Source organism: Segatella copri (assembly GCF_019249765.2).
Taxonomy (GTDB): Bacteria; Bacteroidota; Bacteroidia; order Bacteroidales; family Bacteroidaceae; genus Prevotella; species Prevotella copri_K.
On sequence record NZ_CP152484.1, the window covers coordinates 1260137 to 1283635 of the forward strand.

General features: G+C 42.9%; 26 protein-coding genes, 9 tRNA genes and 2 pseudogenes. 10 read left to right on the plus strand and 27 right to left on the minus strand.

The window, feature by feature from the left end:
* Nucleotides 1-204: 204 nt before the first annotated feature.
* The 5 genes from KUA46_RS05580 (at nt 205) to KUA46_RS05600 (ending at nt 2477) form a co-directional block, all read left to right on the plus strand.
* On the plus strand, nt 205-768 hold the full coding sequence (locus KUA46_RS05580; RefSeq protein WP_218486630.1) for a type IV toxin-antitoxin system AbiEi family antitoxin domain-containing protein: 564 nt from the start codon (nt 205-207) through the stop codon (nt 766-768).
* 13 nt (nt 769-781) lie between these two features.
* Entirely contained in the window at nt 782-1222 is a 441-nt protein-coding gene (locus tag KUA46_RS05585) for a hypothetical protein (RefSeq protein WP_006846557.1), read from the plus strand.
* A 309-nt stretch (nt 1223-1531) separates the two neighbouring features.
* Entirely contained in the window at nt 1532-1765 is a 234-nt protein-coding gene (locus KUA46_RS05590; protein WP_006846555.1) for a DUF3791 domain-containing protein, read from the plus strand.
* On the plus strand, nt 1762-2268 hold the full coding sequence (locus KUA46_RS05595; protein ID WP_118141131.1) for a DUF3990 domain-containing protein: 507 nt from the start codon (nt 1762-1764) through the stop codon (nt 2266-2268). The genes KUA46_RS05590 and KUA46_RS05595 overlap by 4 nt, the downstream gene beginning before the upstream one ends.
* Nucleotides 2269-2312: 44 nt before the next feature.
* Entirely contained in the window at nt 2313-2477 is a 165-nt protein-coding gene (locus KUA46_RS05600; RefSeq protein ID WP_252190672.1) for a DUF3791 domain-containing protein, read from the plus strand.
* A 116-nt stretch (nt 2478-2593) separates the two neighbouring features.
* On the opposite strand, the gene KUA46_RS05605 is transcribed toward KUA46_RS05600, so the two are convergent.
* Nucleotides 2594-3436 carry an aldo/keto reductase gene (locus KUA46_RS05605; RefSeq protein WP_256624984.1) on the minus strand — a complete coding sequence of 281 codons (843 nt, stop codon included), beginning with the start codon at nt 3434-3436 and terminating at the stop codon, nt 2594-2596.
* Nucleotides 3437-3693: 257 nt separating this feature from the next.
* Nucleotides 3694-4587, minus strand: a complete 894-nt coding sequence (locus tag KUA46_RS05610) for an AraC family transcriptional regulator (RefSeq protein ID WP_218486631.1) — start codon at nt 4585-4587, stop codon at nt 3694-3696.
* 143 nt (nt 4588-4730) lie between these two features.
* Here KUA46_RS05610 and KUA46_RS05615 point away from each other — a divergent pair, with 143 nt between their 5' ends.
* Entirely contained in the window at nt 4731-5492 is a 762-nt protein-coding gene (locus KUA46_RS05615) for an MBL fold metallo-hydrolase (protein WP_153081427.1), read from the plus strand.
* Between the two features lie 24 nt (nt 5493-5516).
* On the opposite strand, the pseudogene KUA46_RS05620 reads toward KUA46_RS05615, so the two are convergent.
* Nucleotides 5517-5642, minus strand: a pseudogene (locus KUA46_RS05620) (IS110 family transposase); the annotation flags it as partial.
* A gap of 161 nt (nt 5643-5803) precedes the next feature.
* Here KUA46_RS05620 and KUA46_RS05625 point away from each other — a divergent pair.
* Nucleotides 5804-6046: a hypothetical protein gene (locus KUA46_RS05625; protein WP_153081426.1), complete on the plus strand. Its 243-nt coding sequence runs from the start codon at nt 5804-5806 to the stop codon at nt 6044-6046.
* Nucleotides 6047-6139: 93 nt separating this feature from the next.
* On the opposite strand, the gene KUA46_RS05630 is transcribed toward KUA46_RS05625, so the two are convergent.
* Together KUA46_RS05630 and KUA46_RS05635 are read right to left on the minus strand one after the other, a co-directional pair.
* Nucleotides 6140-6982: an aldo/keto reductase gene (locus KUA46_RS05630; protein WP_256624985.1), complete on the minus strand. Its 843-nt coding sequence runs from the start codon at nt 6980-6982 to the stop codon at nt 6140-6142.
* Between the two features lie 149 nt (nt 6983-7131).
* Nucleotides 7132-8055 (minus strand): AraC family transcriptional regulator, encoded by a 924-nt coding sequence (locus tag KUA46_RS05635; protein WP_217314959.1) that lies wholly within the window; start codon nt 8053-8055, stop codon nt 7132-7134.
* Between the two features lie 136 nt (nt 8056-8191).
* Between KUA46_RS05635 and KUA46_RS05640 the strand changes: the two genes are divergently transcribed.
* Complete coding sequence (locus KUA46_RS05640) at nt 8192-8935, plus strand: sulfite exporter TauE/SafE family protein (protein ID WP_218486632.1); 744 nt, start codon at nt 8192-8194, stop codon at nt 8933-8935.
* Nucleotides 8936-9114: 179 nt separating this feature from the next.
* Here the strand turns inward: KUA46_RS05640 and KUA46_RS05645 are convergent, their stop codons facing one another.
* From KUA46_RS05645 to KUA46_RS05655, 3 genes are all read right to left on the minus strand, one after another.
* Nucleotides 9115-9597: an SLOG family protein gene (locus tag KUA46_RS05645; RefSeq protein WP_256620993.1), complete on the minus strand. Its 483-nt coding sequence runs from the start codon at nt 9595-9597 to the stop codon at nt 9115-9117.
* Between the two features lie 11 nt (nt 9598-9608).
* Nucleotides 9609-10190, minus strand: a complete 582-nt coding sequence (locus KUA46_RS05650; RefSeq protein ID WP_119227945.1) for a ribonucleotide-diphosphate reductase subunit alpha — start codon at nt 10188-10190, stop codon at nt 9609-9611.
* A 64-nt stretch (nt 10191-10254) separates the two neighbouring features.
* A complete protein-coding gene (locus KUA46_RS05655) occupies nt 10255-10632 on the minus strand; it encodes a DUF2958 domain-containing protein (protein WP_256620994.1) in 378 nt (125 codons plus the stop codon).
* Nucleotides 10633-12745: 2113 nt separating this feature from the next.
* Here KUA46_RS05655 and KUA46_RS05660 point away from each other — a divergent pair.
* Nucleotides 12746-13025, plus strand: a pseudogene (locus tag KUA46_RS05660) (hypothetical protein); the annotation flags it as partial.
* A gap of 241 nt (nt 13026-13266) precedes the next feature.
* Here the strand turns inward: KUA46_RS05660 and KUA46_RS05665 are convergent.
* The 19 genes from KUA46_RS05665 to KUA46_RS05755 form a co-directional block, all read right to left on the minus strand.
* Nucleotides 13267-13341: transfer RNA gene (locus KUA46_RS05665), tRNA-Thr, on the minus strand.
* A 5-nt stretch (nt 13342-13346) separates the two neighbouring features.
* Nucleotides 13347-13419 (minus strand) — tRNA-His (locus KUA46_RS05670).
* Nucleotides 13420-13509: 90 nt separating this feature from the next.
* Nucleotides 13510-13580: transfer RNA gene (locus KUA46_RS05675), tRNA-Gln, on the minus strand.
* Nucleotides 13581-13587: 7 nt separating this feature from the next.
* Nucleotides 13588-13669, minus strand: a tRNA-Tyr gene (locus KUA46_RS05680).
* A gap of 9 nt (nt 13670-13678) precedes the next feature.
* Nucleotides 13679-13751, minus strand: a tRNA-Phe gene (locus KUA46_RS05685).
* 9 nt (nt 13752-13760) lie between these two features.
* Nucleotides 13761-13831 (minus strand) — tRNA-Gln (locus KUA46_RS05690).
* 6 nt (nt 13832-13837) lie between these two features.
* Nucleotides 13838-13993 (minus strand) — tRNA-Ser (locus tag KUA46_RS05695).
* 7 nt (nt 13994-14000) lie between these two features.
* Nucleotides 14001-14075: transfer RNA gene (locus KUA46_RS05700), tRNA-Arg, on the minus strand.
* A 6-nt stretch (nt 14076-14081) separates the two neighbouring features.
* Nucleotides 14082-14166 (minus strand) — tRNA-Ser (locus KUA46_RS05705).
* A gap of 224 nt (nt 14167-14390) precedes the next feature.
* Nucleotides 14391-14873 (minus strand): energy transducer TonB, encoded by a 483-nt coding sequence (locus KUA46_RS05710; RefSeq protein ID WP_256624986.1) that lies wholly within the window; start codon nt 14871-14873, stop codon nt 14391-14393.
* A gap of 60 nt (nt 14874-14933) precedes the next feature.
* Nucleotides 14934-15107, minus strand: coding sequence for an XRE family transcriptional regulator (locus tag KUA46_RS05715; protein WP_218486633.1), 174 nt, complete (start codon nt 15105-15107; stop codon nt 14934-14936).
* Between the two features lie 47 nt (nt 15108-15154).
* Nucleotides 15155-16282 carry an AAA family ATPase gene (locus KUA46_RS05720; protein WP_256624987.1) on the minus strand — a complete coding sequence of 376 codons (1128 nt, stop codon included), beginning with the start codon at nt 16280-16282 and terminating at the stop codon, nt 15155-15157.
* 216 nt (nt 16283-16498) lie between these two features.
* A complete protein-coding gene (locus KUA46_RS05725) occupies nt 16499-17005 on the minus strand; it encodes a hypothetical protein (RefSeq protein WP_218417791.1) in 507 nt (168 codons plus the stop codon).
* A gap of 140 nt (nt 17006-17145) precedes the next feature.
* Entirely contained in the window at nt 17146-17490 is a 345-nt protein-coding gene (locus tag KUA46_RS05730; protein ID WP_218417792.1) for a hypothetical protein, read from the minus strand.
* A 5-nt stretch (nt 17491-17495) separates the two neighbouring features.
* Nucleotides 17496-18248, minus strand: a complete 753-nt coding sequence (locus KUA46_RS05735; protein WP_218486635.1) for a ParA family protein — start codon at nt 18246-18248, stop codon at nt 17496-17498.
* Nucleotides 18249-18420: 172 nt separating this feature from the next.
* Entirely contained in the window at nt 18421-19002 is a 582-nt protein-coding gene (locus KUA46_RS05740) for a hypothetical protein (RefSeq protein WP_218486636.1), read from the minus strand.
* Between the two features lie 20 nt (nt 19003-19022).
* Nucleotides 19023-19373: a hypothetical protein gene (locus KUA46_RS05745; RefSeq protein ID WP_199656160.1), complete on the minus strand. Its 351-nt coding sequence runs from the start codon at nt 19371-19373 to the stop codon at nt 19023-19025.
* Nucleotides 19374-19710: 337 nt separating this feature from the next.
* Entirely contained in the window at nt 19711-20847 is a 1137-nt protein-coding gene (locus tag KUA46_RS05750) for a metallophosphoesterase (protein ID WP_218486637.1), read from the minus strand.
* Between the two features lie 64 nt (nt 20848-20911).
* Nucleotides 20912-22090, minus strand: a complete 1179-nt coding sequence (locus KUA46_RS05755) for an IS4 family transposase (protein ID WP_218486638.1) — start codon at nt 22088-22090, stop codon at nt 20912-20914.
* Between the two features lie 313 nt (nt 22091-22403).
* Between KUA46_RS05755 and KUA46_RS05760 the strand changes: the two genes are divergently transcribed.
* Nucleotides 22404-23378, plus strand: coding sequence for a hypothetical protein (locus KUA46_RS05760; protein WP_256624988.1), 975 nt, complete (start codon nt 22404-22406; stop codon nt 23376-23378).
* The last annotated feature ends 121 nt before the right edge of the window (nt 23379-23499 follow it).

Here is a 23499-nt window from a genome sequence, read left to right on the forward strand (position 1 = left end):
TAACCATACATTGGAGAAAGATCCTTTTTAATATCCTGTACAAAACTACCACACTTAGCAATATTTGTGGTACTTTTGTACTAAAATAGCTATAAAACTGTTGAAAGGTATTAAAATTTAGGTGGATTTTAAAAGATTTCCGTACAAAAGTACCACAATTAAAAATATTTGTGGTACTTTTGTACCAAAATTAGGAGAACAATTATGGAAACAAAGAATTCATTCATATCATCAGCAAACGTCAAAGTGCAAGGACGAACAGCTTACTACAAAATGCTAGAAGCCGTTCGCCAAGGTGAACTGATTCAGGTTTGTCGAGGAGTATATGCTAACATAGACCAATTGTCAGCATGTATGGTTGATATTGAGTCTATTGTCCCAAACGGCATTCTCTGCCTTTGGTCTGCCTGGAATATCCATCAGCTTACGACATCCATGCCGCAGGCTTATCATGTCGCCATCAAAAGGGATAGAAAAGTAAAAGTTCCTTCATTCCCAAAGATAGAGCTCCATCACTATACTTCCAACATTCTTGAAATCGGCGTGATGGAGAAAGTCATAGATGGATTTAAGGTAAAGGTATATGATGTAGAACGATGCGTATGCGATGCAGTAAAGTTCCGCAATAAGGTGGGCATTGACGTCTGTTCTGAAATCATCGATAACTATCTTTCCAGACCAGGAAGAAATATCAGTAAACTAATGGATTATGCCCGACAATTGCGTGTTGGCAACATCCTGGGAAATTATCTACAAATGAAACTGTAAGTAAAGAATAATTATGACACAAGACACATCTACATATTACGTTTGGATAGGTGGTTCATGTGATTATGGCCATAAAGAGCGAGCTGGTGGTGCTGCCGTTGTGATTGAGCATAACGGCAATATCATCAGCCGTGATGTAATCAGCGACCTTCACACTACAGAGTTCCGCATGATGTTAACCCTCATGGTTAAGGTAATGCAGGAAATCCCGGAAGGTTCCGACATTCTCTTCCTGACCAACGCTGCCTATATTCAGAACTTTGACAAGACTCCAACATCAAAGTCGGCAAATCCGGACTTGATTGTCCAATGCATCGAGGAAAAGAAAAGGCACAACTCTGTTGGTGTCAAGATTGTGCAATATCACAAAAGCCCATTGCTTATAGAGACCCATGATAGGGCTACAGAAGTAATGGCTAAGACAAGGAAGGAGTTTCATCAGAAAAACAAGTAAATGTTTAGGGGCGTTTTCCGGTCATTAAGGTCACGGTCATTAAGGTCATTAAGGATTTCTGGTTATTCAAGATGCCCCCAAGTTGTCCCTCAATGCCTATCTAGCATATAAATAAGGTTAAATCAAGTTCGCCCTGCAAACAAAATTCATTCATAAAACCACTTTTCTGAATATTTTTTGTATTTTTGCAGATATATAGTGCCAATATGGGGTTTAACTTGGCTTATACCATAGATTCAGGCGCATATCTATCAAATGATTAGAGCATGAAGAAACAATAATGAATACAAAATTAACGGAATACAGAATATGGCATATACAGACAACGATACATACAGACATATTCACTTCGCCGTTATGGCAATAGAGAGTGGAGCACGGAAACTGGGCATTTCCGGAAAGGAGATGCACGACCGCCTGCTGAAGCAGGGACTGATTCATCGTAGGCTGATTAAACGGTATGAAGACCTGCATACGCAAAGCCTTGACTGGGTGGCAGACGACATTAGTGAAACATTATTAAACTGGGAGAAAGAAGTATGATTACACTATATCATGGCTCTTATATACAAGTTGGAAAACCACTTGTAAAATTAGGAAGAAAGAAGGTGGACTTTGGGCAAGGTTTCTACCTTACCAAATTGCGCCAACAGGCTTCCTCATGGGCAAAAACTATTGCTGAAAGAAAAGGACGCAACGCCCTACCGACTTTATCTATATATTCATTTGATTATGACGCAGTAAAGAATAAGGATTATCGCATTAAAATCTTCGACAGTTACAACCTTGAATGGCTGGAATATGTTGTAGATTGCCGCAAAGGAGGTACAAAGCAAACCATGTATGACATCGTGGAAGGTGGTGTTGCCAACGATAATGTCATTGATACAGTAGAAGACTACGAGAACAATGTCATTACAGCCGAGCAAGCCCTAGGACAATTGAAATACAAGGCTGTAAATCATCAACTCTGCATATTGAACCAAGAGATTGTTGACAACTATCTGTCGTTTATTTCGTCAGAACAAATAGAAAAGGAGGATTGACTATGAGGGATTCTGTATTATGGCGCAAACAAAGCCGAATAATAATGATGCTGGCAGAAACTCTGCATATTGATGCAGAAAGGGCACTCAACTTGTTTTACACTACTAAGGTGTACCAGCAACTGTCTGACCCGAAATATGGTTTACAGCTTATGAGTGATGATTATATTCTTGAAAACCTCATAGAAGAACTGAGGGAAACCCAATAACTTCAAAAATGGAGGCTTAATGTAAGAAGTTACGGAGAATATGAATTATCTCCGTAACTTTTTACATTTTCATCTTATATGTTTTTGGGAGCATTTCACTCCAAAACTATACAGTATTAGAAGTCACATGTATCTGGGTCTGAACCAATTCTGTCAGTTTTCAGCGATGCGATTTCAAGCATTTCCTGCTGAGAGAGTTCAAAGTCGAATACATCGAAGTTTTCCTTGATTCGGCTTGGAGTAACCGACTTCACCAGTGGCAGCACGCCTGTCTGCATCACCCAGCGGATGACTACCTGGGCCACGCTCTTGCCATAGTTAGAAGCAATCGACTTCAAGAGAGGATTGTCCAAGACATTGCCTCTTCCCAATGGGCTCCATGCTTCCACGAGAATGTTGTTCTTCTGGCAGAACTCCACGCACTCCTTCTGGGTGAATCCAGGATGATACTCTATCTGGTCAACCATCGGACAGATGTTTGCCTTCGCCATTACTGGCTCTGCATGATGCTGCATGAAGTTGGAAAGACCGATGCTGCGAATCAAGCCCTCTTCATGCAGACGCTCCATCGCTTTCCAAGTATCTGCATTCAGCTGATTTGCATCCTTGCCAAACTGCAACTCGTTGGCTGGCCAGTGAATGAGATAGAGGTCGAGATAATCAAGCCCTAAATCGCTCAAAGTCTTATCGAACGCCTTCAAGGTCTTGTCGTAACCACGCTCCGTGTTCCAAACCTTGCTGGTAACAAAGAGATTCTCACGCTTGATTCCACTTTCCTTGATTCCCTCGCCCACGCTCTTCTCATTTTTATAGATAGCAGCGGTGTCGATGTGGGTGTAGCCGGCAGCGATGGCAGCTTTCACAGCTTCAACGCAGGTTGCTCCATCAGGAGTGAGAAACGTTCCGAAGCCCGGTGTAGGAATCTTCACTTCATTATTCAATAATATTTCCTTTTCCATAATTAAACTAATCTTTTAAATTTAAACTATTCTTTTGACGGTGCAAAGTTACTGACTTTTTCGCTTCAATAAGTATTTCTGTCATATTTCTATTTGTTTTGATTACGGTGCAAAGGTAGTGCATAAAACAAAGACACATTATACCATATACAATTTCTTCTCTACCATTTTGAGAAAAGAATTAATTGTGACTCATCCGACAAGCAATGCCCACGCTCTTTTCTGAACGCCAAAAATGCCAAAATGATAAATCATTCTCATTCATACACACCATTCTTATAGTCATCTTGGAATTCTCTACATGTCTTGCCCGTCTGCTGCTTGAAAAAACGCATCAGGTGGGGTGGTTCGGAGAAGTTGAAAGCATAGGCTATCTCACTTATAGACTTGCTGGTGAATAGAAGTTCATTTTTGATTTCTGCCAACAGTCGCTGTTTCAGCAGATAGGTAGCCGATACTCCATACTGCGCCATCACGCTATGGTTCAGGGTGATGCGGCTAATCTTGAGTAGCGAGGCGTAGTCCTGCACACGCTGCAACTTCCGGATGTGGGTTTCCATCAATTCCACAAACTGAAAGGCATAATAATTCTTAGGAGCAGCCAGAGGCAATTGATACTCAAGGGCATAATGGCGATTCATAATTGCCAACAGATAGTAGAGCACACTGACGATAATGTTGTAGCTGTCGGCTTGCGGCTGCCGAAGTTCTGTCCGTATTTTCTTGAGCAGCCGCTGATATTCTTCGCATTCATTTCCCGAACACATCAAATAGGGCGGTATTTCGGTCTGCTGGCAGTATTGCAGACGATAGACAAAGAATTTGTCGGCAATAAACGTTCGCATAAAATCCTCGCGAAATATCAAAAACTCGTAGTCGAGAGCCTCCTCATCGATGTGCCATTCCTGCTGCTGGTGAGGCTTCACAATAAGCACCATGCCGTCTTTCAGGTTTATCTTCCTGTAGTCTATCAGCACGTAGCCATTGGCTTTCTTGATGAAAAATATTTCGAAGAAGTCGGTCTTGAACACTTCATGCTCCGTTAGCACCCAAGGGCACTCGCCGCCATAAGCTGTGTTGATGTAGAAATCTACGCCACAGTCCGTCTTGCTGAATGGCACTTCTACCAGACGCTGTCTTTGCTTTGCCATAATCTTAATCAGTTATTTTTTATGCAAAGGTACATTTTTTCGATGATTTATCAAAATGGCACAACTGGAGAATGAAATGGTATAGATAAATTTAACATTTCAGGCTACCTTTGCACCATAGTTAGAAATAAAACATTAAGATTATGAAGATTCAACAGATTAGAAATGCCACCATCATTATCGAGTATGCGGGAAAGCGATTTCTCGTTGACCCCGTGCTCGGCGAGAAAGGGTCGTTTGCCCCTTTTCCGTTCTCTCACCATCAGGAGTTGAGAAACCCGCTACACGACCTGCCCATGAAGGCAGAAGAAATTGTCAACAACATAGACTGCGTGCTACTTACCCATCTGCACCTTGACCACATCGACAATACCGCCTACAAGCTGCTGAACAAGAAGGTTCACATCTTTGTGCAAGACGAGCAAGATAGGAATACTGTTAAGAGTCATGGATTTACCAACGTGGAAATCATTGGCGAAGACTCACGTTTCGGCGACATCCGTCTGTCAAAGACAGAAAGCCGTCACGGTCACTGGTGGATGCTCCCCTTGGCAGGTCACACCTGCGGCTATGTGCTGCGTCATGAGGCAGAACCGGTCTGCTATCTGGCAGGTGACACCATCTGGTACAGCGGAGTACGCCGAAACATAGACCGCTGGCATCCACAGGTTATTATCGTGAACGCTGGAGGAAACAAATTCTATATAGGCGGACATGTCATCATGCACATTCCTGATGTTATAAAGTCAATGGACTATGCTCCTTGGGCAACCTTCGTGGCAACCCATCTTGAAGGTGTCAACCACAATCAAGTCACCCGTGCTGCCATGAGAGAAGAAGTCTTGAAGTGCGGCAAGGCAGACCGCATTCATATTCCCGAAGATGGAGAGATTATAGATCTGTAGCTCCACGATGGGCTGATAGCCTTCATCACGCATATCTTCCAACTGAAAAGTTAAAACTCCGAGAACTTTTTCAATAAGTTCTCCAAACTCATTCAAAATACAAAGATAAACGTTATCTTTGTGCACGTCAAGACCGCATACTGCTTTCATAGGCGCATATTTTGGGGGTAAAATTTCACCCAAAGATAAATATAATTTGTGACTTAGAGCACGTTGATGCAAGATTTTAGGTGTGTCGGTCTTGACATTTTAACGCAAGCAGCGAGCACTCGGAGATATTATATTGCACAAACTATAGTTCTTTTTGGGTAGTGTCGGCTACAGAAAAAGAAGCTGGAGGTGAAGTAAAGAGATTTTCTCCCAACTATGATGACAACAAGGATGCATCCATTACCACAGATTGGCTGACTGCTAAAAGTGAAGGAAATATATTGACTGTAACCATTCAGCCTACAACACTGGATGCTAACCGCTTTATGAAAGTGGAAGTGGAAGCAGGTGACGTCTTCGATGAATTCAACTTCAAACAAAGGGGGTTGAAGGTTGGATTGTAAGAAGCTAACATTTGTATTCCAAATCAATATAGCCCCTTTACAAGCAAGAATAGGTAAAACCGACTGACACTATAATCAGTCGGTTTTGCTATTTTAGAAATCACAAGTATCTGGATCAGAACCGATTCTGTCAGCCTTCAGCGATGCGATTTCAAGCATTTCCTGCTGAGAGAGTTCAAAGTCGAAGACATCGAAGTTTTCCTTGATTCGGCTTGGAGTAACCGACTTTACCAGTGGCAGCACGCCTGTCTGCATCACCCAGCGGATAACTACCTGAGCCACGCTCTTGCCATGGTTAGAAGCAATCGACTTCAAGAGAAGATTGTCCAAGACATTGCCTCTTCCCAATGGGCTCCATGCTTCCACGAGAATGTTGTTCTTCTGGCAGAACTCCACGCACTCCTTCTGGGTGAATCCAGGATGATACTCTATCTGGTCAACCATCGGACAGATGTTTGCCTTCGCCATTACTGGCTCTGCATGATGCTGCATGAAGTTGGAAAGACCGATGCTGCAAATCAAGCCCTCTTCATGCAGACGCTCCATCGCTTTCCAAGTATCTACATTCAGCTGATTAGCATCCTTACCAAACTGAAATTCGTTGGCTGGCCAATGAATGAGATAGAGGTCGAGATAATCAAGCTGCAAATCGCTCAAAGTCTTGTCAAACGCCTTCAAGGTCTTGTCGTAGCCACGCTCCGTGTTCCAAACCTTGCTGGTAACGAAGAGATTCTCACGCTTGATTCCACTTTCCTTGATTCCCTCGCCCACGCTCTTCTCATTTTTATAGATAGCAGCGGTGTCGATGTGGGTGTAGCCTGCAGCGATGGCAGCCTTCACAGCTTCAACGCAGGTTGCTCCATCAGGAGTAAGAAACGTTCCGAAGCCCGGTGTAGGAATCTTCACTCCATTATTCAATAATATTTCCTTTTCCATAATTAAACTAATCTTTTAAATTTCAACTATTCTTTTGACGGTGCAAAGTTACTGACTTTTCCGCTTAACAAAGTTCTGTATGTTTGCAATATCATCGTGTATCTTTGCAAAGTCTTTAGATTTTGCAGATGTTCAACAGCTAATCTGCTCTATTTGGCAGCCCCATTGATTTCCCTGCGATATTCTGCAGGAGTAAGATGGATGATCTTCTGAAACTGCTCGAAGAAGAGAGTCGGCGTATTGTAGCCGGAACTGAAAGCCACTTCTGTGATGGTCAAATCAGAATTGGCAAGCAGCTTGCAGGCGTATTCGATACGGATTTCTGCCAATACCTGGAAGATGCTCTTATCGGTGGATTTCTTGAAATAGCGGCAAAGCGAAGTCGGATTCTGACCTACAAAATCGGCAACATCCTTCAGCACCACCTTCTCACGGAAGTTATTATATAAATAGGTGTAGATTCTGCCGACAGGCTCCTCCAACTCGGGTTGTCTGTTGGCATTGTTATAAGCTGTTGATGACAAGAGTTGCGTTTCCTTGCAATGATGCAGACGGTCGAGAATCTGGAGCAGGATGATAAGCCGTGAGGTGTGGGTGGATGAATCGAAAGCCTTCATCATCTCTAAGAGTTCATCATACAAACCCTCATCATAGAACCGTATTCCATACTGGCTCTTTGAAAGAAGCTCTGAAATATGGGCGTAATCGGGTAGATTCAAAAGAGACGAAGGAAACAGATCGGGACTGAACTGGATGGCTTCGCCACTACTATAGAGCCTATCTTCAAGTTCTGTTTCAAGCCCTGGTTTAAGTTCTTCTTTCCCAGCATTCTCCCCACTCTTCATCCGGCTTTTACAAAGATGAAGATGCGGAACATTGCTTCCAATCAATGCCACATCGCCTTCAGCATAAGGCGCAACACCCTCGCCCACGAACTGCTTTCCGCTGCCGTGGGTGAAAATCATGAGTTCATACTCCGCATGCTTATGCAGGGGCAGAACGAACTCCGGATAAGTAATATGGCTGCACAAGGTTGTCATTTTGTGCGCAATCTTTCGTTCTAATATAGGCATAATCTCCATTTATCTGCGTTTGTGCAAATATCCACTATGATAACGCAAATATAATGGATAATATTGTGCGAGATTAGCCGTAATTTTGCACCCACAAATAAAAATAGAATAGAAACAAATTAAAAGAAGAGAGAAAATGTTAGAAACTTTATCCGTATTTCAATGGTCAATCCTGGCACTGGCTGCATTGTGCATAGGAATGTCGAAAACCGGTGTGCAGGGAATGATGCTCCTTATCGTGCCCTACATGGCAATGGCTTTTGGAGCCAAGGAATCAACAGGCGTTATCCTGCCGATGCTCTGCATGGCCGACATCATGGCTGTGGCTTACTACAAGCGCATAGCCGACTGGAAAGTAGTAGCAAAGCTCTTGCCAACAGCCTTATTAGGCTTTCTCGTAGCACTTTTTGTTGACAAGCTCGTCCCGGCACAGGGATTCCGCCAACTGATGGGTTGGACGCTCGCCCTGGCGATGGCGGTGATGATTTGGAGCGAAATATTCGGCAAGGAAAACAGATGGATGCATAAATGGTGGTATTCTGCCCTCTTCGGTCTGCTCGGCGGTTTCACCACGATGATTGGCAATGCTGCCGGACCGGTAATGTCAGTCTATCTGCTCTCGATGCGCAAGGAGAAGATGGAATACATCGGCATTAACGCCTGGTTCTTCCTCGTTGTCAATCTGCTGAAAGTTCCTTTCCAAATCTTTGCCTGGGACAATATCACCTGGGGCTCGCTCTCACTGAACCTCCTGATGCTACCGGTAATTGGAATCGGAGCCTTGCTCGGAATCCGTCTGGTAAAACTCTTCCCAGAAAAAGCCTTCCGAAGATTCATCCAGATTGTCACAATACTTTCTGTAGCAATGATGCTCGTATAGGTCATTGAGAAACAGTACACAAAACTATTGAGACCAATCCTTTTATCGGTCTCGTCTGAAATCGTTGCGTCCGTCTCCATGCCACCATGCGCCCAGGAAGGCGAGGATGGCACGGAGAACAATGTAGATAACGATGATGTCAACAAATTCATTCATAAGCTTGATATTTAGCGAGTTATTCAATATACATTTACCACAGGAATGCCCAAACAGTTGGCTTTCTTGAAAGTGTAGTAGGTTCCACCCTTCTCTCTCCCATCATAGAAGGCTATGAGAAGGGACGCATTCTCAACCATGAACTCGTCTCGGTCAAGAAAACATCGGTTGTAATAGTATTCTGAAAGGATGATCACCTCATCTGCTGAAGCCATCAATCCATCATAAACCACCCTATCACCGGACTTGAACCTATCAGCCTGACCTCTGAAAGGAATGGCTGCGGTAAGCGTCATTCCTGGGCAGGAAGGTTTCAGCGACTGCACAATCTGGGCTGCCATCAAGTCAATACCGATGGCGAATCCCGAAATAAAATTGCTGATGCCATGCTCGTAAGCTTCGAGGATGGCTTTGGTCAATCGCTCTCTTATGACCTCCTGCTGTGAGAAGTTGTAAAAGCGATGACCTGTAAAGGCTGCCGAAACAGCCTTGTCAAACTTTGTCATATTCTTTCTTTTCATTGCTGTACATATTTATATGATGTTTTGCCAAGGAAAATACCGTTTGTTACGTGCGCCCCTACTTGTTCCAATTGTGCGGTGTAGGCACAGAAAGAAGTGCCGGTAGTGACCACATCGTCCCAAATGCAGACTATCTTGTTTTTAAAGAAGTTCGCATCCACCTCAATATTATTCTTTTCCTTCAAGCGCTTTGCTCGCTCTTCCTTCTTGACCTTTGTGCCATGAACTGCGGTACGTTCGCCAACAACCTTGACATGGGAAAAGCCGTTGATTGCTCCTGAAAACTTGCAGACAAGTTCAGAAAAATTCTTGTTGCGTGCCTCGTTACGCTCCTGGCTGCTTGCAGGAACGCAAGAGAAGACAACGCTGCGAACCTTGCGACCAAACTTCTTGACAAGCATCTTTGCCACGCACTTCGCCACATCAGCATGGTTTCGACCATCCTTGAAATCATAGATAACCTGGCGGTCGAAGAAAGCATCCATACCGATGTTCTTGATACGTACCGGATAATAGCGCAAAAAGCTGCTCAACTCCTTATCCTCCTGCCCCTTGATGTAAACCTGTACCATGTTCATTGCTTTAAGTGTTGTTACTTGGCAGGTAGCAGCCATCAGCCACTACCCACCATGAAAAATGTTTTCAATCGTAAAGTCTGCTGAGGAAAGACTGCAACTCTCTGTCGATGATTTCAGAAAGCTGACATGGTTGGAATGGCTTTCTCTGCTCCACTCTGACTATGCCGAGTCCGAACTTGGTTGCGTCCAGTTCCACACTTGCCATTTCATTGGCAGAAATGTAGCTGTATTCAGTCTCAGCCAGACCTACAACGATGCCAAAGAGCACAAAATCATCATTCTCTCGCTGTCCTTCAAGAATGTACCAGCGAGCATTGCCGATGAAAAACACTGCGATGCAAACTGCATCCTTCTTCTTGCTATCCTGGGAATAGAGCGGATAGTCCTGCATTGCCTTCTCCAATTCTGGAGTAATCAGGCGGTTGTTGAAATCTTTTGCCATAGTCTCTAAATTTATTTTCTCCCTTTCGTTAAGTCCTTTCGGACTTGGGATCGGGAAGCTTTTTCTGCTTTTCAAAGTGCGTATAAGGCAATAAGGCAAGTCTGATGGGAAGAATACTCTTTTCAAGGAAAAGGAAGATTGTTACCGAATCACGACTTGCTATTTGCCAGATACGCGATAACTTTGCAGAAAAAGAATCCCGAAATCCCAAAGACGATACGGAATCAAAGACTTCTGGCTTCAGTAAGAAGAAAAAATATAACAGGGAATGACTGCAGGGATAAAAAGCCGGGTGGGAATAGTCCAAGCAAGTATCAACAGTTTTAAAAGCCAGCGTGTTGCTCCTTCGTAAGTCGATAAAATCGGCCTGCGAAAGAACAACACCCTGGCTAACTGTTCATGCTTACTGGACTATGGCGTGGGCGAAGATTATAAAGAAGAAAAACCGAAAGATTTATAAGGAAAGACAGAATGCTTATAAAGAGGAAGACCAGGATATTATAATAAGGTGGAAGGGAGGGAAAATGAAGGTTGATGCTGTGAGCCAGTGCCCTCCTCGACGAATGGACATGCAGTAGTGTCAAACTGATTAAGTGGGAATCGCTTGCGTCCCACCTACTCAGTTTGTAAGCAACCGTATGTCGTTTCGTGGGCACCTTCCGACTGAGGGGCTTTGCACTTACGTCACGCTCTGCTGACATAAATGCAAAGTCTATCAGGTGGAACTCCAGTAGCGTCCTTCATGGTGTGGAGCGAAGCATTATCATCTTGTTTATAAAAATGCAAATATATAAAGGTCTGCTACTCATCATGGTATGAGTTTCAAGGTGTATTCATGTGTACACGTACACACCTATCCATGTATATATGTATTCACGTCCACATGAATACATTTTAGAAGGAGAAATGACAGAATGCCTATAAAAACGAAATGCATTACATTATAATAAGGTGGAAGGGAGGGAAAATGAAGGACGATGCTGTGAGCCAGGGCCCTTCTCGACGAATGGACATGCAGTAGTGTCAAACTGATTAAGTGGGAATCGCTTGCGTCCCACCTACTCAGTTTGTAAGCTACCGGATGTCGTTTCGTGGGCACCTTCCGACTGAGGGGCTTTGCACTTACGTCATGCTCTGCTGACATAACTGCAAAGTCTATCAGGTGGAACTCCAGTAGCATCCTTCATGGCGTGGGGCGAAGCATTATCATATTGTTTATAAAAATGTAAATCTATAAAGACCTGCTACTCATCATGGTATGAGGGTTTAAGGTGTATTCATGTGTACACGTACACACCTATCCATGTATATATGTATTCACGTCCACATGAATACATTTTATAAGAGGAAGACCAGAATATTATAATAAGGTGGAAGGGAGGGAAAATGAAGGTTGATGCTGTGAGCCAGTGCCCTTCTCGACGAATGGACATGCAGTAGTGGCAAACTGATTAAGTGGGAATCGCTTGCGTCCCACCTACTCAGTTTGTAAGCTACCGGATGTCGTTTCGTGGGCACCTTCCGACTGAGGGACTTTGCACTTACGTCATGCTCTGCTGACATAAATGCAAAGTCTATTAGGTGGAACTCCAGTAGCATCCTTCATGGCGTGGGGCGAAGCATTATCAGGGAAAATCAGCCGATTATCACTATAAGAACAGCTCATTTAGGTTAAAATACGCATGTTTATACCATTTTTTTGCTGCTACGCAAAAAGATTTCGCACTAATTTTGTATCTTTGCACCCGTTAAAAGAATTTAGAAGTAAAATACAATAAAAATCCTATACGGAAATGAATTTAAATATGCACATAACATCACAATCATTCGTTCAGAGCTATCGACGCTTTGAGCGGAATAGTTATGTACATACATCAAGTACATCAGATACAGCCGGTATAGGATTCCCACATCATTATTCGCATAGTTATTTCTATCGGGCATCGTAGCAGCGTACCCCACAGAGAATAAAGATAATACGAAAGAGTTGGAGTTTCCTTGCCGGGAGAATCCAACTTTTTCTTTTTAGCCAAATTCTTGGCTTCAGCTCTGACATGGCGAGAAAAAGCTGGATGAAATCCAACCATTTTTTTACGCTTAAAATGAAAGAACTATGCCAGCAAATAAGAATGCCTTAATAAGGTACAAAACTATAGACAACTGTTTGAGAAACAGATACAGAAGATGGACTCTCGATGATCTCGTGGAGGCATGTAGCGATGCTCTCTACGACATGGAGGGAATCACCAAAGGAGTATGCGCCAGAACTGTTCAGATGGACATACAGATTATGAGATCTGACAAACTGGGCTACAATGCTCCTATAGAGGTTTATGATAGAATATACTACAGATACGCTGATCCTGACTATTCTATCACTGAAATGCCTTTATCCATAGAGGACTGCAAGCTGATAAAGAAGGCTATCATTCTTCTTGAAAACAAGAAGGATAAGAACAACGAAGACACCATCCAGGTGCTCAACAAGGTACAGGACAGACTCAAATCTATTCTGAACTTTGTGTAAGGATAAAGGAGGAAAATTATGAACGAACATCAACGAGACATCGTCTTACAAGAAAGCTAAAAGGCTTCTTTTCAAGCTAAACTGCCTGAAGAGAAGCCTTTCTTATGTGGAGCTTCAAGTAGGATTCGAACCTACGACCTGCTCATTACAAGGGAGCTGCACTACCACTGTGCTATTGAAGCATTTGGGAGTTTGATGGGAATCGAACCCATGACCACCAGAGCCACAACCTGGCACTCTACCAACTGAGCTACAAACTCCATATAAACTCCAGATGGATTCGAACCACCACCTCCAGATCTGAAATCTGGTATGCTACCAATTACACCATGGAGTTGTTTCTTAACTTGTCGCCCCAGAAGGAATCGAACCTTCGCTAACAGGACCAAAACCCGTTGTGCTACCATTATACCATAGGGCAAGTTGAGTTCGGGAGGTAGGACTCGAACCTACGAAGTCATCAGACAGCGGATTTACAGTCCGCCCTCGTTGCCACTGGAGCACTCCCGAATTTTAAAGTGGAGCCTCGTGGAGTCGAACCACGTTCTCGGGATTTTCAGTCCCGCGCATACACCAAGTCTGCCAAAGCTCCTTACTGATGTTGCCCCAGATGGAATCGAACCACCACTTGCAGATCCAGAATCTGCCGTACTACCGTTATGCGATAGGGCAAGTTTGCGGAGGCTAAAGGATTTCTATGAGAATCGCCAGACACTCGGCATAACCCAAGCAAGCTTGGCTTCTGCACTCGCTTAAGGCGATTTCGAACCTTTGAGACGTTGCCGCCTGCCGGTTTTCAAGACCGGTGCAATAGACCAACTCTGCCAAACCTCCAATGTTGTGACTCGTGAGAGACTCGAACTCCCAACCCCGACGTTCGTAGCGTCGTGCTCTGATCCAACTGAGCTAACGAGCCAATGTGCGGAAGCAGAAGGATTCGAACCTTCGGAACCTTTCGGTCCGGCACGTTAGCAGTGTGCTGGTTTAAGCCGCTCACCCATACTTCCTTGTTTTGACGATGCAAAGGTAGAAAGGGAGAGTGAAGTCTTTTTTCGTAGCAAGAAAAAAGTTTCAAAAAAGTTGTTTTTTGAGCGATTTTTAACTAAAAAGTAAAAAAAAAGAAAATAAAATTGGCATTATAGGAAAATTATAATACTTAGACATTAAAGAGTCACGAAAGACTAATATACTTTCATGACTCTTTAATAATTATTATTTATGATAAATCGAGTTACTTCATTAAAATTGATTTATTATTGCTGCCATAGCCGATAATCTTGACATCTACTTTTGAATGGATTAAAGTTGGTGAACCTTGTATCTTGTATTGGAAGTAGATTGTATCTATTTTCTCTGTTGTGGCTATTTTGAGAGTTTTAACTTCGTCGAATATATCCAATGTTATTTTTTTGAATTTTTTGTTGTCGCAAGCAACCACTCTTTTTTTTACAATATATCCTCGTTGGTCTGTTTTGTATTCAACAGCAACGTATGCTTCCAAATTATTTTTTTGAAACTCAATAGGATATTTACACTTTTTTTCCAATTCGTTTATGAACAACTCTCTATTTCTATAACCAGGATTACCTGTGCTTACTTGGCGTACACCAAATAGTTGCGGAGATGTTTCCATAAGAGACACATTTGTATTGGAGTTGCACGAACCAAGCACTACCAATAATGTCAATAATATAATACCCAATAATTCTTTCATCTTATTTATTTTATATCGCAGTATTTCGTTTAAACGTATCTTATAAATAGTAACATTTTTCTAATCGAGAGGCTTGTTCTGCTCTATACGAGTATTCTTAACGGCTTTTTCCAAACGGTAAGCATGTAAAGCTTCGTCCACGTCACTCTCAAAAGCGTCACGTTTCGGAGTACCAACTTTTCCAAAGTGCTTGTCAAGCACATCATCCAATGGAGTAAGATTCATCTGTGCCATATATTTTTTATTTATGTGTGAAGATAAGTAAAATGCTCCATACTAAACTAAATAGCGAGATTAGATATAGTAGGAATAGCATCAAAGCGTCCCTGCAGATAAGCCTTCTCCATATCAAGCGTGTCCCGGAAATCCTTAAAATCAAAAAGAGAATACAAATCACTGCTTCCATCCTCTCGCTTGTTCACGAAATACACCTGATCCCTTCGCTGGAAATCGGTGTTCAGCAAATGGGTGTTATGAGTGGTGTAGATGAGCTGGGCATGGTCGCTATGATTGAACATACCTATCACAAATTCCACCAGCTGGGTATGGAGACTGTTGTCTATCTCATCGACAAGAAGCATCTTGCCCTCATGGATAATACCGATCATCCTCACCATCATCCGGAACAAAGTCATGGTTCCCTCCGACTCTTCCGTCTCGAAATCAAACGCAACGGAAGGGTTGGTACGATGAAACGTCGTGATGGCATTGTTCTGAATCTTGAAGTCAATGATGTCGCTATCTGCCGTTCTCAACACCTCCAGCATCTGCTCCTTTCGTTCCTTGAACAAATTATCCAGAGAATCAATGTTAGCCACCTGATAATCAAGTACGATGTCATTGCAGAAGAACAGGAAAATCTTTTGGGCTATTTCCCTGTCCATCTGGCTGGCACGAGAAATATAGAGAGTCTTCTTCGATGTATTGTCAGCTACATCGAAAGGACGCTTGATGACAGTCTTAAACTCATAGATGTCTTTCTTCTCTGTTCCTCTACTTTCATCACGGCTGAATACCAGCGACTTGCGACCATTCGGATAATAGTACAAAGTCTCGGTGATGATTTCATCATGCATAAAGGAGAAGGAATACTCATACTCTACTCCATTCAGCAGGAAACGGATGTAGAAAGAGCTTGGCTTGTTGGCATAATCCTCAAACTTGAAAGGTGAGATGGCAAACCTGGTGTCAACATTATAATTATGTGATGAACGAACCATGTTCACACAAGCTCTGATGGCTTTAATCACATTGCTTTTACCCGAAGCGTTGGCTCCAAATAAGGCAACGCTCTTCAACATCTGTTCTCCATCCACGGAAAACAGATTACCTTCAAGCTCCCTTGCCTTCTTTGTCTGAATCTTGGCAGCCTGCAAGTCCAAAGTCACCTCGTCTCGAAACGAGAGCATATTGCTTAAACGTATCTCTAAAACCATTTTAACCTCGATATTTGTAATTTGATAGCAAATATAAGAAATAAAACTTGTTTTTATATCCATCAGACGTTATTTTTATTATTATTTAGCAAAACAAAGAGCAGGATGCTCCTTCAAGCACGCACAGACATCTAAAACTACCACCACCAGAGCACGAAGTTCTGATGGCGGAAATCTTATTTTTCTCTATCAATAAACCAATGAATAGTTCACATTGAAATAGGAATCTGAAATTTTCATGGTTGTAATCACCATGGATTTGTCCTGGTTGGTGAAGCAATACTGCAGGCTGGGTTCATCAGCAGAAACAAGCGTGTAGTGCTTCTTCAGATAGTCAATGACAAGCCCACGGTTCACACTTCGCTCCGTATCAATGACAGAATAAAGCGAACCGTCAAGACGGGAGAAACTGTAAAGAATGCCTTCACTACCCTGCCCAGTCATAAAGGTCAACTGGATGTTGTCGCCGGAAGTCTCAGCTACCTGGCGGTAACGCTTCATGGATTGAGCCATATAGCTCTTGACCTCATCCACATTCGCACCCATGATGTGGAATGGCTCTGTCCAAACGTCCAGTTTTGTTTCCGGACTCTCGACCTCCCCCATCGGGTCATCATTGCCGCAAGAGGTGAATACTACTGGTAAAGCCATCATCATCAGAAGGATGGCGATTGAAAGATACTTTTTCATTTTCATGACTTTTCGTTTTTGATGTTATTTAATTTCATTGTATTCATATCCACACGTGGACATGTATCAACGTCTATATGTATATATGTATCAACGTACACGTGTATCATTGTATTCATGTGTACATGGCTACACGTCCACACATTCTACATGACTTCCCGGATGGTTTTAGTCCTGATTTTCTTGACCTTACCATACTTCGACTCATAAGCTTCAATGCCTTGTTTCATGACGTATTCCATGAACGAGCGGATGGTGAAACCTTCCTTTCGGGCGATGGTCTGAACCTTGTCAACGAGTTCCTTTGAGCAGATAAAGGAGAAATGTCGCCAGGGTTCATCATTTGGCGAATTGCTCTCTGTCTGAGGGTTGGGAGCAGAAATCTGTTGCTCCTGAGGATTCCCAGGAGACTTGTCAAATCTGTCCTGCGGATGAATGGCAGCCTTTCCGAGAATGTTGCCAAGCAAGATGTCCATATTCTTCTTTGCCATAGTCTTTACTGATTACGTGAAATAATTTCTTCTGTCAATGCCTGATAGTCCTTCGCTCCGTTCGACTGAGGGTCGTACTCGAAGATGCTCTGACCACTGCCTGCCGATTCTGCCAGGGCGATGTTTTCACGGATGCAAGTCTTCATGGTGATAGTCTCATAACGGGACTTCACAGCTTGCTCAACCACCTTGTTTAATTTGCGATGGTTGAATCTGGCGATGAAAACTCCTCCCAGTCTGAGGTTCGGCTTCACTCGCTGCAATGTAGAGACAAAGGAATCGAGCATTCTCATTTCTTTCAGAGGAAGAAGTTCGGGAGTCATCGGAACGATAATCTCATCAGCTGCAAGGAAAGCGTTTGTGGTGACGATTCCCAAAGATGGAGGACAGTCTATGAGAATGTAGTCATAGTTCTGCTTCACGGGTTCGAGCAGTCGGCTCAGCAGCTGTTCTCTTGCCAGGAGATTGGTCAAGGCAATCTCTGCGCTTGCCATTTCGAGGGAGGAAGGAACGAGGTCGAGGTTCTCCCTGATGTGTTTCACTGGCAGGGGTGCGCCATCAACCAGAGAGTCAAAGATGCTTGCCTGCACTTCATCTTCATTCGGAATGAAATACAGGGTAAGATTTGCCTGACCGTCAAGGTCTATAAGCAGGACTTTCTTGCCCATACGTGCCATGCAAGCCCCGATGGAGGCTGTAGAGGTGGTCTTCGAAACGCCACCTTTATGATTGGCGAATGTAATGATTTTCAATGACATAATATAAAATCTTTTGTATATATGTATTAACGTATTCATGTGTACATGGCTCCACGTGTACGTGGCTACATGTATTAACGTGTACAAAGGTACGGGTATCTGGCGAAAGTTCCTTCACGCTTCCCCTAACAACCCAAAGTGTCAGGGGAAACGTCAGGATTTGAGGTATCATTTATTCAAAAGTGAAGGTGCGGATGTAGAAATAGGTGTCATCGTCCTCATACTCATATTCATTGATGAAGTCCATCATCTGCTCATCGGTTCGCTCTCCCTGCTCAATGCCGGTCTTGGAAGTCCATTCCCTGATGGCTTCTCCGATAGTGCCGTAAACATCATCACAACAATCCTCGAATGGTTCGCCGGATGCGCTGACACAACATTCTTCGGGAAAATAATCGCCTTCATCGTGTGTGTAATAGACCTCACATCCACACTCGCAGCATCTGTAGGAAATGCTCTGTTCATCATCCAGGAGTCGGTTTATCTCAAAGAAGAGGTCATTGCAAGCATCCCAGGCAGTTTCGGTCTCGAAGGAAAGCAGACTGGTGTCTTCATCCTCCTCATACTCTGCCCAGTAGATGTGACCACGCACGCTGATGTGCTTCTTCTGATAGTCGATTCCATAGTGCTTGGCAAGGTCATCCAGCCAGATGTTCCTGCTGTTCACCTCCATGCGCTGAAGGGTGTTCCAAAGGTTGCTTACTGCCTTTTGGGTTCCTGTAACCTTATAGGTTGTTGTTGCCTGATTAGCCATTGTCTTGTATATTTATTTGATTACCATTCTGTATAATAACTCTGGTCGTTGGATTCACATTCCTCTGCCCATTCCTCATCTGTGAAGTCGCTATGCAGACAGTCCTTGCTGCAATAGTAGGCTACTCCCATGTCTGCACAATAACCCTCACGCATCAGCTTGCCGCATTCAGAGCATCGTCTGCAAGCCCTGTCGGTGTTCCACCAATAGTCCACGAAAGACTCTGCCACCACGTCCTCGCTTGTGTTTTCATCCCACTTGTCAAGATAGAATGAAGCAAACTGGTTCAACTCCTGCTCATTGAAGAGCTCCTTGTCTGTGCCGCTCACTGCCTGGGTAAGTCGGCTGAGAATTGATTTCATTGTTGTCATAATGCCATCTGATTTTATCTCCCTTTCGTAGATCAACTACTTCGGGGATGGTTAAAAATTATGTTGCATTCAGAAGGTGTTATGGCTATCCATACAAGGTTTTGTCTGCAAAATACTACCCGAATGGTGTGGAGATTTTTCAGCAAAGCAACGCCCTGACCTTGTAAAGATAAGACAGAACCGTTACCTTCGCAACAGAATTCTTACCGATTCCCAGAAGTCGATGAATGAAATCCTCCTATAACAAGACTATCTTTTCAGCAAGGAAAAGTATAAGCATAAAAAAAAGCGACCCGAAGGCCGCTCTTTATAAATACACTGATTTTATATTTTACTTTTACTCAATTGTCAGCACTACATATTCTGACTGAGTACCAATGCGGAATTTTCCACCCCAAATTCCCAAACCCGAACTAATGTAGTATTGAGTGTTTCCTTTTTGAAGTGAGCCATAGGCTTTCTCGTATAATGCATCGGTAACCCAGGAGACAGGCCAAACCTGTCCGTGGTGAGTGTGACCACTAAACTGGAAGTCAATGCCGTTTTGTTCTGCCTCTTCCAAATGATAAGGCTGGTGGTCGAGAAGAATGAAAAACTCATCCGAAGATTTCCCATGACGCAAGTCAGAAATGTAGCCCTTCTTTCTTGCCTCTTCCATAATCATCGCCAGGGATTTGCGCTGCATATTCGTGCGGTCGTCCCTGCCGATGATGCACAGATTGCCTATCTTTGCCACGCTATCCTGCAGCAACGTAATGCCAGCTTCGCGATAAAATCGCCTTGCCTTAGGTTGGTTGCTGTAATACTCATGGTTGCCAAGACAAGCATAGATAGGGGCTTTGAAACGATGAAACTCTTCTGCTACGTTCTCTTCCATCAAAGGACGGACGCTGTTATCTATGATGTCTCCAGCTATCAATATGAGGTCGGGCTGCTCAGCATTGATCATATCCACCCATTTCCTGAAGTCAGAACGGCGGTTGTGATAACCGAGATGAAGATCGCTAAGAAGTACAATCTTTGTACTCTTCTTTTCTAAACTGATAGCCTTATCGGTCTTGATATCAATCTGTTCTCTCACCTTATTATTATAGTGTATGCTGCCATAGCCGAAAATCAGCAGCATGAAGGCAAAAATGCCGATGGAAGTATAACCATTGTCAAATAGCCAAGCTTTAGGCACTATATGAACAAGGCGTCCAACGTCGAGCACGAGGAACAGCATTACCAGATACAACAGGATGAAGATGAAGGAAAAGCCCACTTCATAAACTGCTGTTGCCGCAAAAAGTGGCATTTTCTCTAACGCTCCCGAAAAGGCGATGAATATGGTGCTGAACCATACAACTAAAACTCCCACTGCCACCCATTTCATGGCAATGGAAAAAGGCAGTAAATGCCACATTCGCCAAGCGGTATAAAGAATACCGACTATCGACAATACCAGAAAGATAATCAACCAAATATATTTCATTATTACTATATTGCTAAGCCGCATCACGGCTCTATCCTTATATTTTACGTCACTGCTGTCCCGTTTAGAAATCTTCCGGTCCGAATAGGCTCGGCATATAGTAATCGGTTGACTCTTTCTCGGGAACAGTCTTGTTAAATAATTCATTAATTGGGGTTTTATCCGTAAGGAACAACCCGACGTTCTTTGAAATTGTGTGTAAAGATTGATTCATGTGCATCTTCTTTTTGGTTAGAGCCAATAGAAGGTATGTACAAACGGCAATCCAAATCTGGAGATAGATAGCATTCTCAGATGTTCCATAGAAGGATTTGATGTGCAAGTGTTGCTTGATCCATTTGAAGAAAAGCTCCACATTCCATCTTTCCCTATAAAGTTCTGAGATTGTAAGCGCTTCGTACTCCATGTTGTTTGTGAGAAATCGATAGACATTGTTGGTAGCATAATCTTCATAGGTAACCATCCTTATTTCTTCTGGATACCATTGTGATGTACGTAGACCGATGAGTTTTATTTTCTCATCTGCAATGACACCTGTAGACTTGTCAACTTCACAGCAGGCGGTAATATCAAAACGCATATTGTCCTTTGTTCGGGTTACGAAGAATGCATTCTTTTCATGAATGAGGTGGAACAAGCGATAGAAATCAACATATCCCTTGTCCATCAAGTATATAGCAGATGGTTCAATATAAAGATAGTCCAATGCTTTAATATCATGAACTGATGCTTCGGTTAGATAAACTGATACTGGTAGGTTACCTCTCAAATCTAATAATGTATGCATCTTGATACCTCCTTTATGCTTGCGAAACTTAGCCCAAGGGCAAAGTTTAAGACAAAGGCTGATGGTACTGCTGTCAAAAGCATAAATCATGTTATCAAGATCAAGGCGAAAGTCATCCTTTGCATAGAGAGGGCGAACCTTCTTAACAAGAACTTGAGCGAAATCGGCATAGATTCTCCAGTCTCTTTTCTCATTAGCCTTGGCAAGTGTGTTACGAGGAACAGCATAGCTGATACCGCAATGATACAGTCTGCTTGACAATGCCGTTAGACAATTTTCAATATCTCTCAGGCTACCACGATTAGTTAGCTGAGCATAGCTCATCACAAGAAACTGATCCTTGCATGTAAAGTTCCTTGATCTATAATTGCCCTTGTATCGGTCAACACAAGCCTTGAATTCTCGTTCTGGGATATTTGACATGATTTGAGAGAATATTGTTTTTCCGTTGTTCATCGCACGCTTCTTTTTAGTTGCGTGCAAAGATACAAAATCAAATCGAATACACGATTTTAAATGAATAACTAATTGATTATAAATAAATTAAATAGATGTCGTCTCGTTTAAACGGGACACTAGTGATTTTACGTATATTTATGTAAAGTGCAAAAATACTCTTTTATTTGGAAATAACCATGTTTATCTCAAAGAAAATCTGGTTTTTGCATACATTTTAACCTTTCTGCATAAAAAATGCAAAAAACTTTGGTATTACCAGTTTATTTTAATATATTTGCATCGTTTTAATAGGGTGTTAAAATGAAGCAGAATGATTAAAATGAGAAATGATGTCATCATATTAGGAAGACCTATACAGCTGCAAGAACGGAAGAAGGCGCAGATGAAAGGTGTCACCATTGGAGATTCACTTGCATACAAGTTCTTCGATGGCGAATACCACGGTATGTCCTTGCTTTTCGCCGAACCTAAAGGAAAGGTAGCTCCACCACGAAGTTTGGCCATTACAGCAAGCAATCTCGCTTCACTGTTCCAGCTTCCTGTCGTATTTCTTCTGCCAACCTGTCCTGCTTATGAAAGGCAGAGACTCATAGACAAAGATGTTTATTTCATTGTCTCGGATAAATACGTTCATTTGCCTATGCTTCTGGCTAATGAGCGTATCCGCAAGACCAAACAGGCTAAGGCTCTGTCACCAGTAGCCCAATACCTGCTTCTCTATCATCTGCAGATAGAGAGTATTGAAGGATTGGCTGCACGTGACATGGAGGATAAGATTCCATATTCCTATGCAAGCATTACGCTTGGAATAACCTGCCTTGAAGACTTGGGACTTTGCCAGAAAGTATCCGATGGATCTAAGCGAAAGGTCGTTCACTTCGACAAGAAGGGAAAAGAACTGTGGAAACAAGCCCAGCCTTACCTTCTCAATCCTGTAGAAGAACGCATCTTCTGTGACGATCTGCTTTCTAACGATTCTTTCCCAAGATGCGGAATCAATGCACTTGCACATTATACATGGCTGAATCCTGATTCAGAAAGGATGATCATGATGCCAGTCAAACAACTCCGGGAATTCAAATCATCAGGAGCTTTGGTGCGTCCTAACGAATTTGATGGCAACATCATCATTGAGGCATGGAAATACCCACCTGTCACAGCCATTGGTACCAAAGCCGAATGGGTGGACAGATTATCATTGGCCATTTCACTGAGTGAGGATGAAGACCCACGAGTGGAAGGCGAAGTTGAACGTTTAATTAATGAAATAGAATGGAACGGTTAAGCGAGAGCAGAATGATGTTTACATCAATTCTGCCGAGCGATAGTTCCTTCGTCTGAAAGACAATGGAAGAATTAGAGAAATTTCGTGAGGCTTTTGAAGCCAACTTCTCTTGATCAGAATT

Excerpts from the sequence above, each read along its gene's own strand:
- KUA46_RS05580 (WP_218486630.1), top strand. The coding sequence starts at position 205 with ATGGAAACAAAGAATTCATTCATATCATCAGCAAACGTCAAAGTGCAA.
- KUA46_RS05585 (WP_006846557.1), top strand. The coding sequence starts at position 782 with ATGACACAAGACACATCTACATATTACGTTTGGATAGGTGGTTCATGT.
- KUA46_RS05590 (WP_006846555.1), top strand. The coding sequence starts at position 1,532 with ATGGCATATACAGACAACGATACATACAGACATATTCACTTCGCCGTT.
- KUA46_RS05595 (WP_118141131.1), top strand. The coding sequence starts at position 1,762 with ATGATTACACTATATCATGGCTCTTATATACAAGTTGGAAAACCACTT.
- KUA46_RS05600 (WP_252190672.1), top strand. The coding sequence starts at position 2,313 with ATGATGCTGGCAGAAACTCTGCATATTGATGCAGAAAGGGCACTCAAC.
- KUA46_RS05605 (WP_256624984.1), bottom strand. The coding sequence starts at position 3,436 with ATGGAAAAGGAAATATTATTGAATAATGAAGTGAAGATTCCTACACCG.
- KUA46_RS05610 (WP_218486631.1), bottom strand. The coding sequence starts at position 4,587 with ATGGCAAAGCAAAGACAGCGTCTGGTAGAAGTGCCATTCAGCAAGACG.
- KUA46_RS05615 (WP_153081427.1), top strand. The coding sequence starts at position 4,731 with ATGAAGATTCAACAGATTAGAAATGCCACCATCATTATCGAGTATGCG.
- KUA46_RS05630 (WP_256624985.1), bottom strand. The coding sequence starts at position 6,982 with ATGGAAAAGGAAATATTATTGAATAATGGAGTGAAGATTCCTACACCG.
- KUA46_RS05635 (WP_217314959.1), bottom strand. The coding sequence starts at position 8,055 with ATGCCTATATTAGAACGAAAGATTGCGCACAAAATGACAACCTTGTGC.
- KUA46_RS05640 (WP_218486632.1), top strand. The coding sequence starts at position 8,192 with ATGTTAGAAACTTTATCCGTATTTCAATGGTCAATCCTGGCACTGGCT.
- KUA46_RS05645 (WP_256620993.1), bottom strand. The coding sequence starts at position 9,597 with ATGACAAAGTTTGACAAGGCTGTTTCGGCAGCCTTTACAGGTCATCGC.
- KUA46_RS05650 (WP_119227945.1), bottom strand. The coding sequence starts at position 10,190 with ATGAACATGGTACAGGTTTACATCAAGGGGCAGGAGGATAAGGAGTTG.
- KUA46_RS05655 (WP_256620994.1), bottom strand. The coding sequence starts at position 10,632 with ATGGCAAAAGATTTCAACAACCGCCTGATTACTCCAGAATTGGAGAAG.
- KUA46_RS05710 (WP_256624986.1), bottom strand. The coding sequence starts at position 14,873 with ATGAAAGAATTATTGGGTATTATATTATTGACATTATTGGTAGTGCTT.
- KUA46_RS05715 (WP_218486633.1), bottom strand. The coding sequence starts at position 15,107 with ATGGCACAGATGAATCTTACTCCATTGGATGATGTGCTTGACAAGCAC.
- KUA46_RS05720 (WP_256624987.1), bottom strand. The coding sequence starts at position 16,282 with ATGCTCTCGTTTCGAGACGAGGTGACTTTGGACTTGCAGGCTGCCAAG.
- KUA46_RS05725 (WP_218417791.1), bottom strand. The coding sequence starts at position 17,005 with ATGAAAATGAAAAAGTATCTTTCAATCGCCATCCTTCTGATGATGATG.
- KUA46_RS05730 (WP_218417792.1), bottom strand. The coding sequence starts at position 17,490 with ATGGCAAAGAAGAATATGGACATCTTGCTTGGCAACATTCTCGGAAAG.
- KUA46_RS05735 (WP_218486635.1), bottom strand. The coding sequence starts at position 18,248 with ATGTCATTGAAAATCATTACATTCGCCAATCATAAAGGTGGCGTTTCG.
- KUA46_RS05740 (WP_218486636.1), bottom strand. The coding sequence starts at position 19,002 with ATGGCTAATCAGGCAACAACAACCTATAAGGTTACAGGAACCCAAAAG.
- KUA46_RS05745 (WP_199656160.1), bottom strand. The coding sequence starts at position 19,373 with ATGACAACAATGAAATCAATTCTCAGCCGACTTACCCAGGCAGTGAGC.
- KUA46_RS05750 (WP_218486637.1), bottom strand. The coding sequence starts at position 20,847 with ATGAAATATATTTGGTTGATTATCTTTCTGGTATTGTCGATAGTCGGT.
- KUA46_RS05755 (WP_218486638.1), bottom strand. The coding sequence starts at position 22,090 with ATGAACAACGGAAAAACAATATTCTCTCAAATCATGTCAAATATCCCA.
- KUA46_RS05760 (WP_256624988.1), top strand. The coding sequence starts at position 22,404 with ATGATTAAAATGAGAAATGATGTCATCATATTAGGAAGACCTATACAG.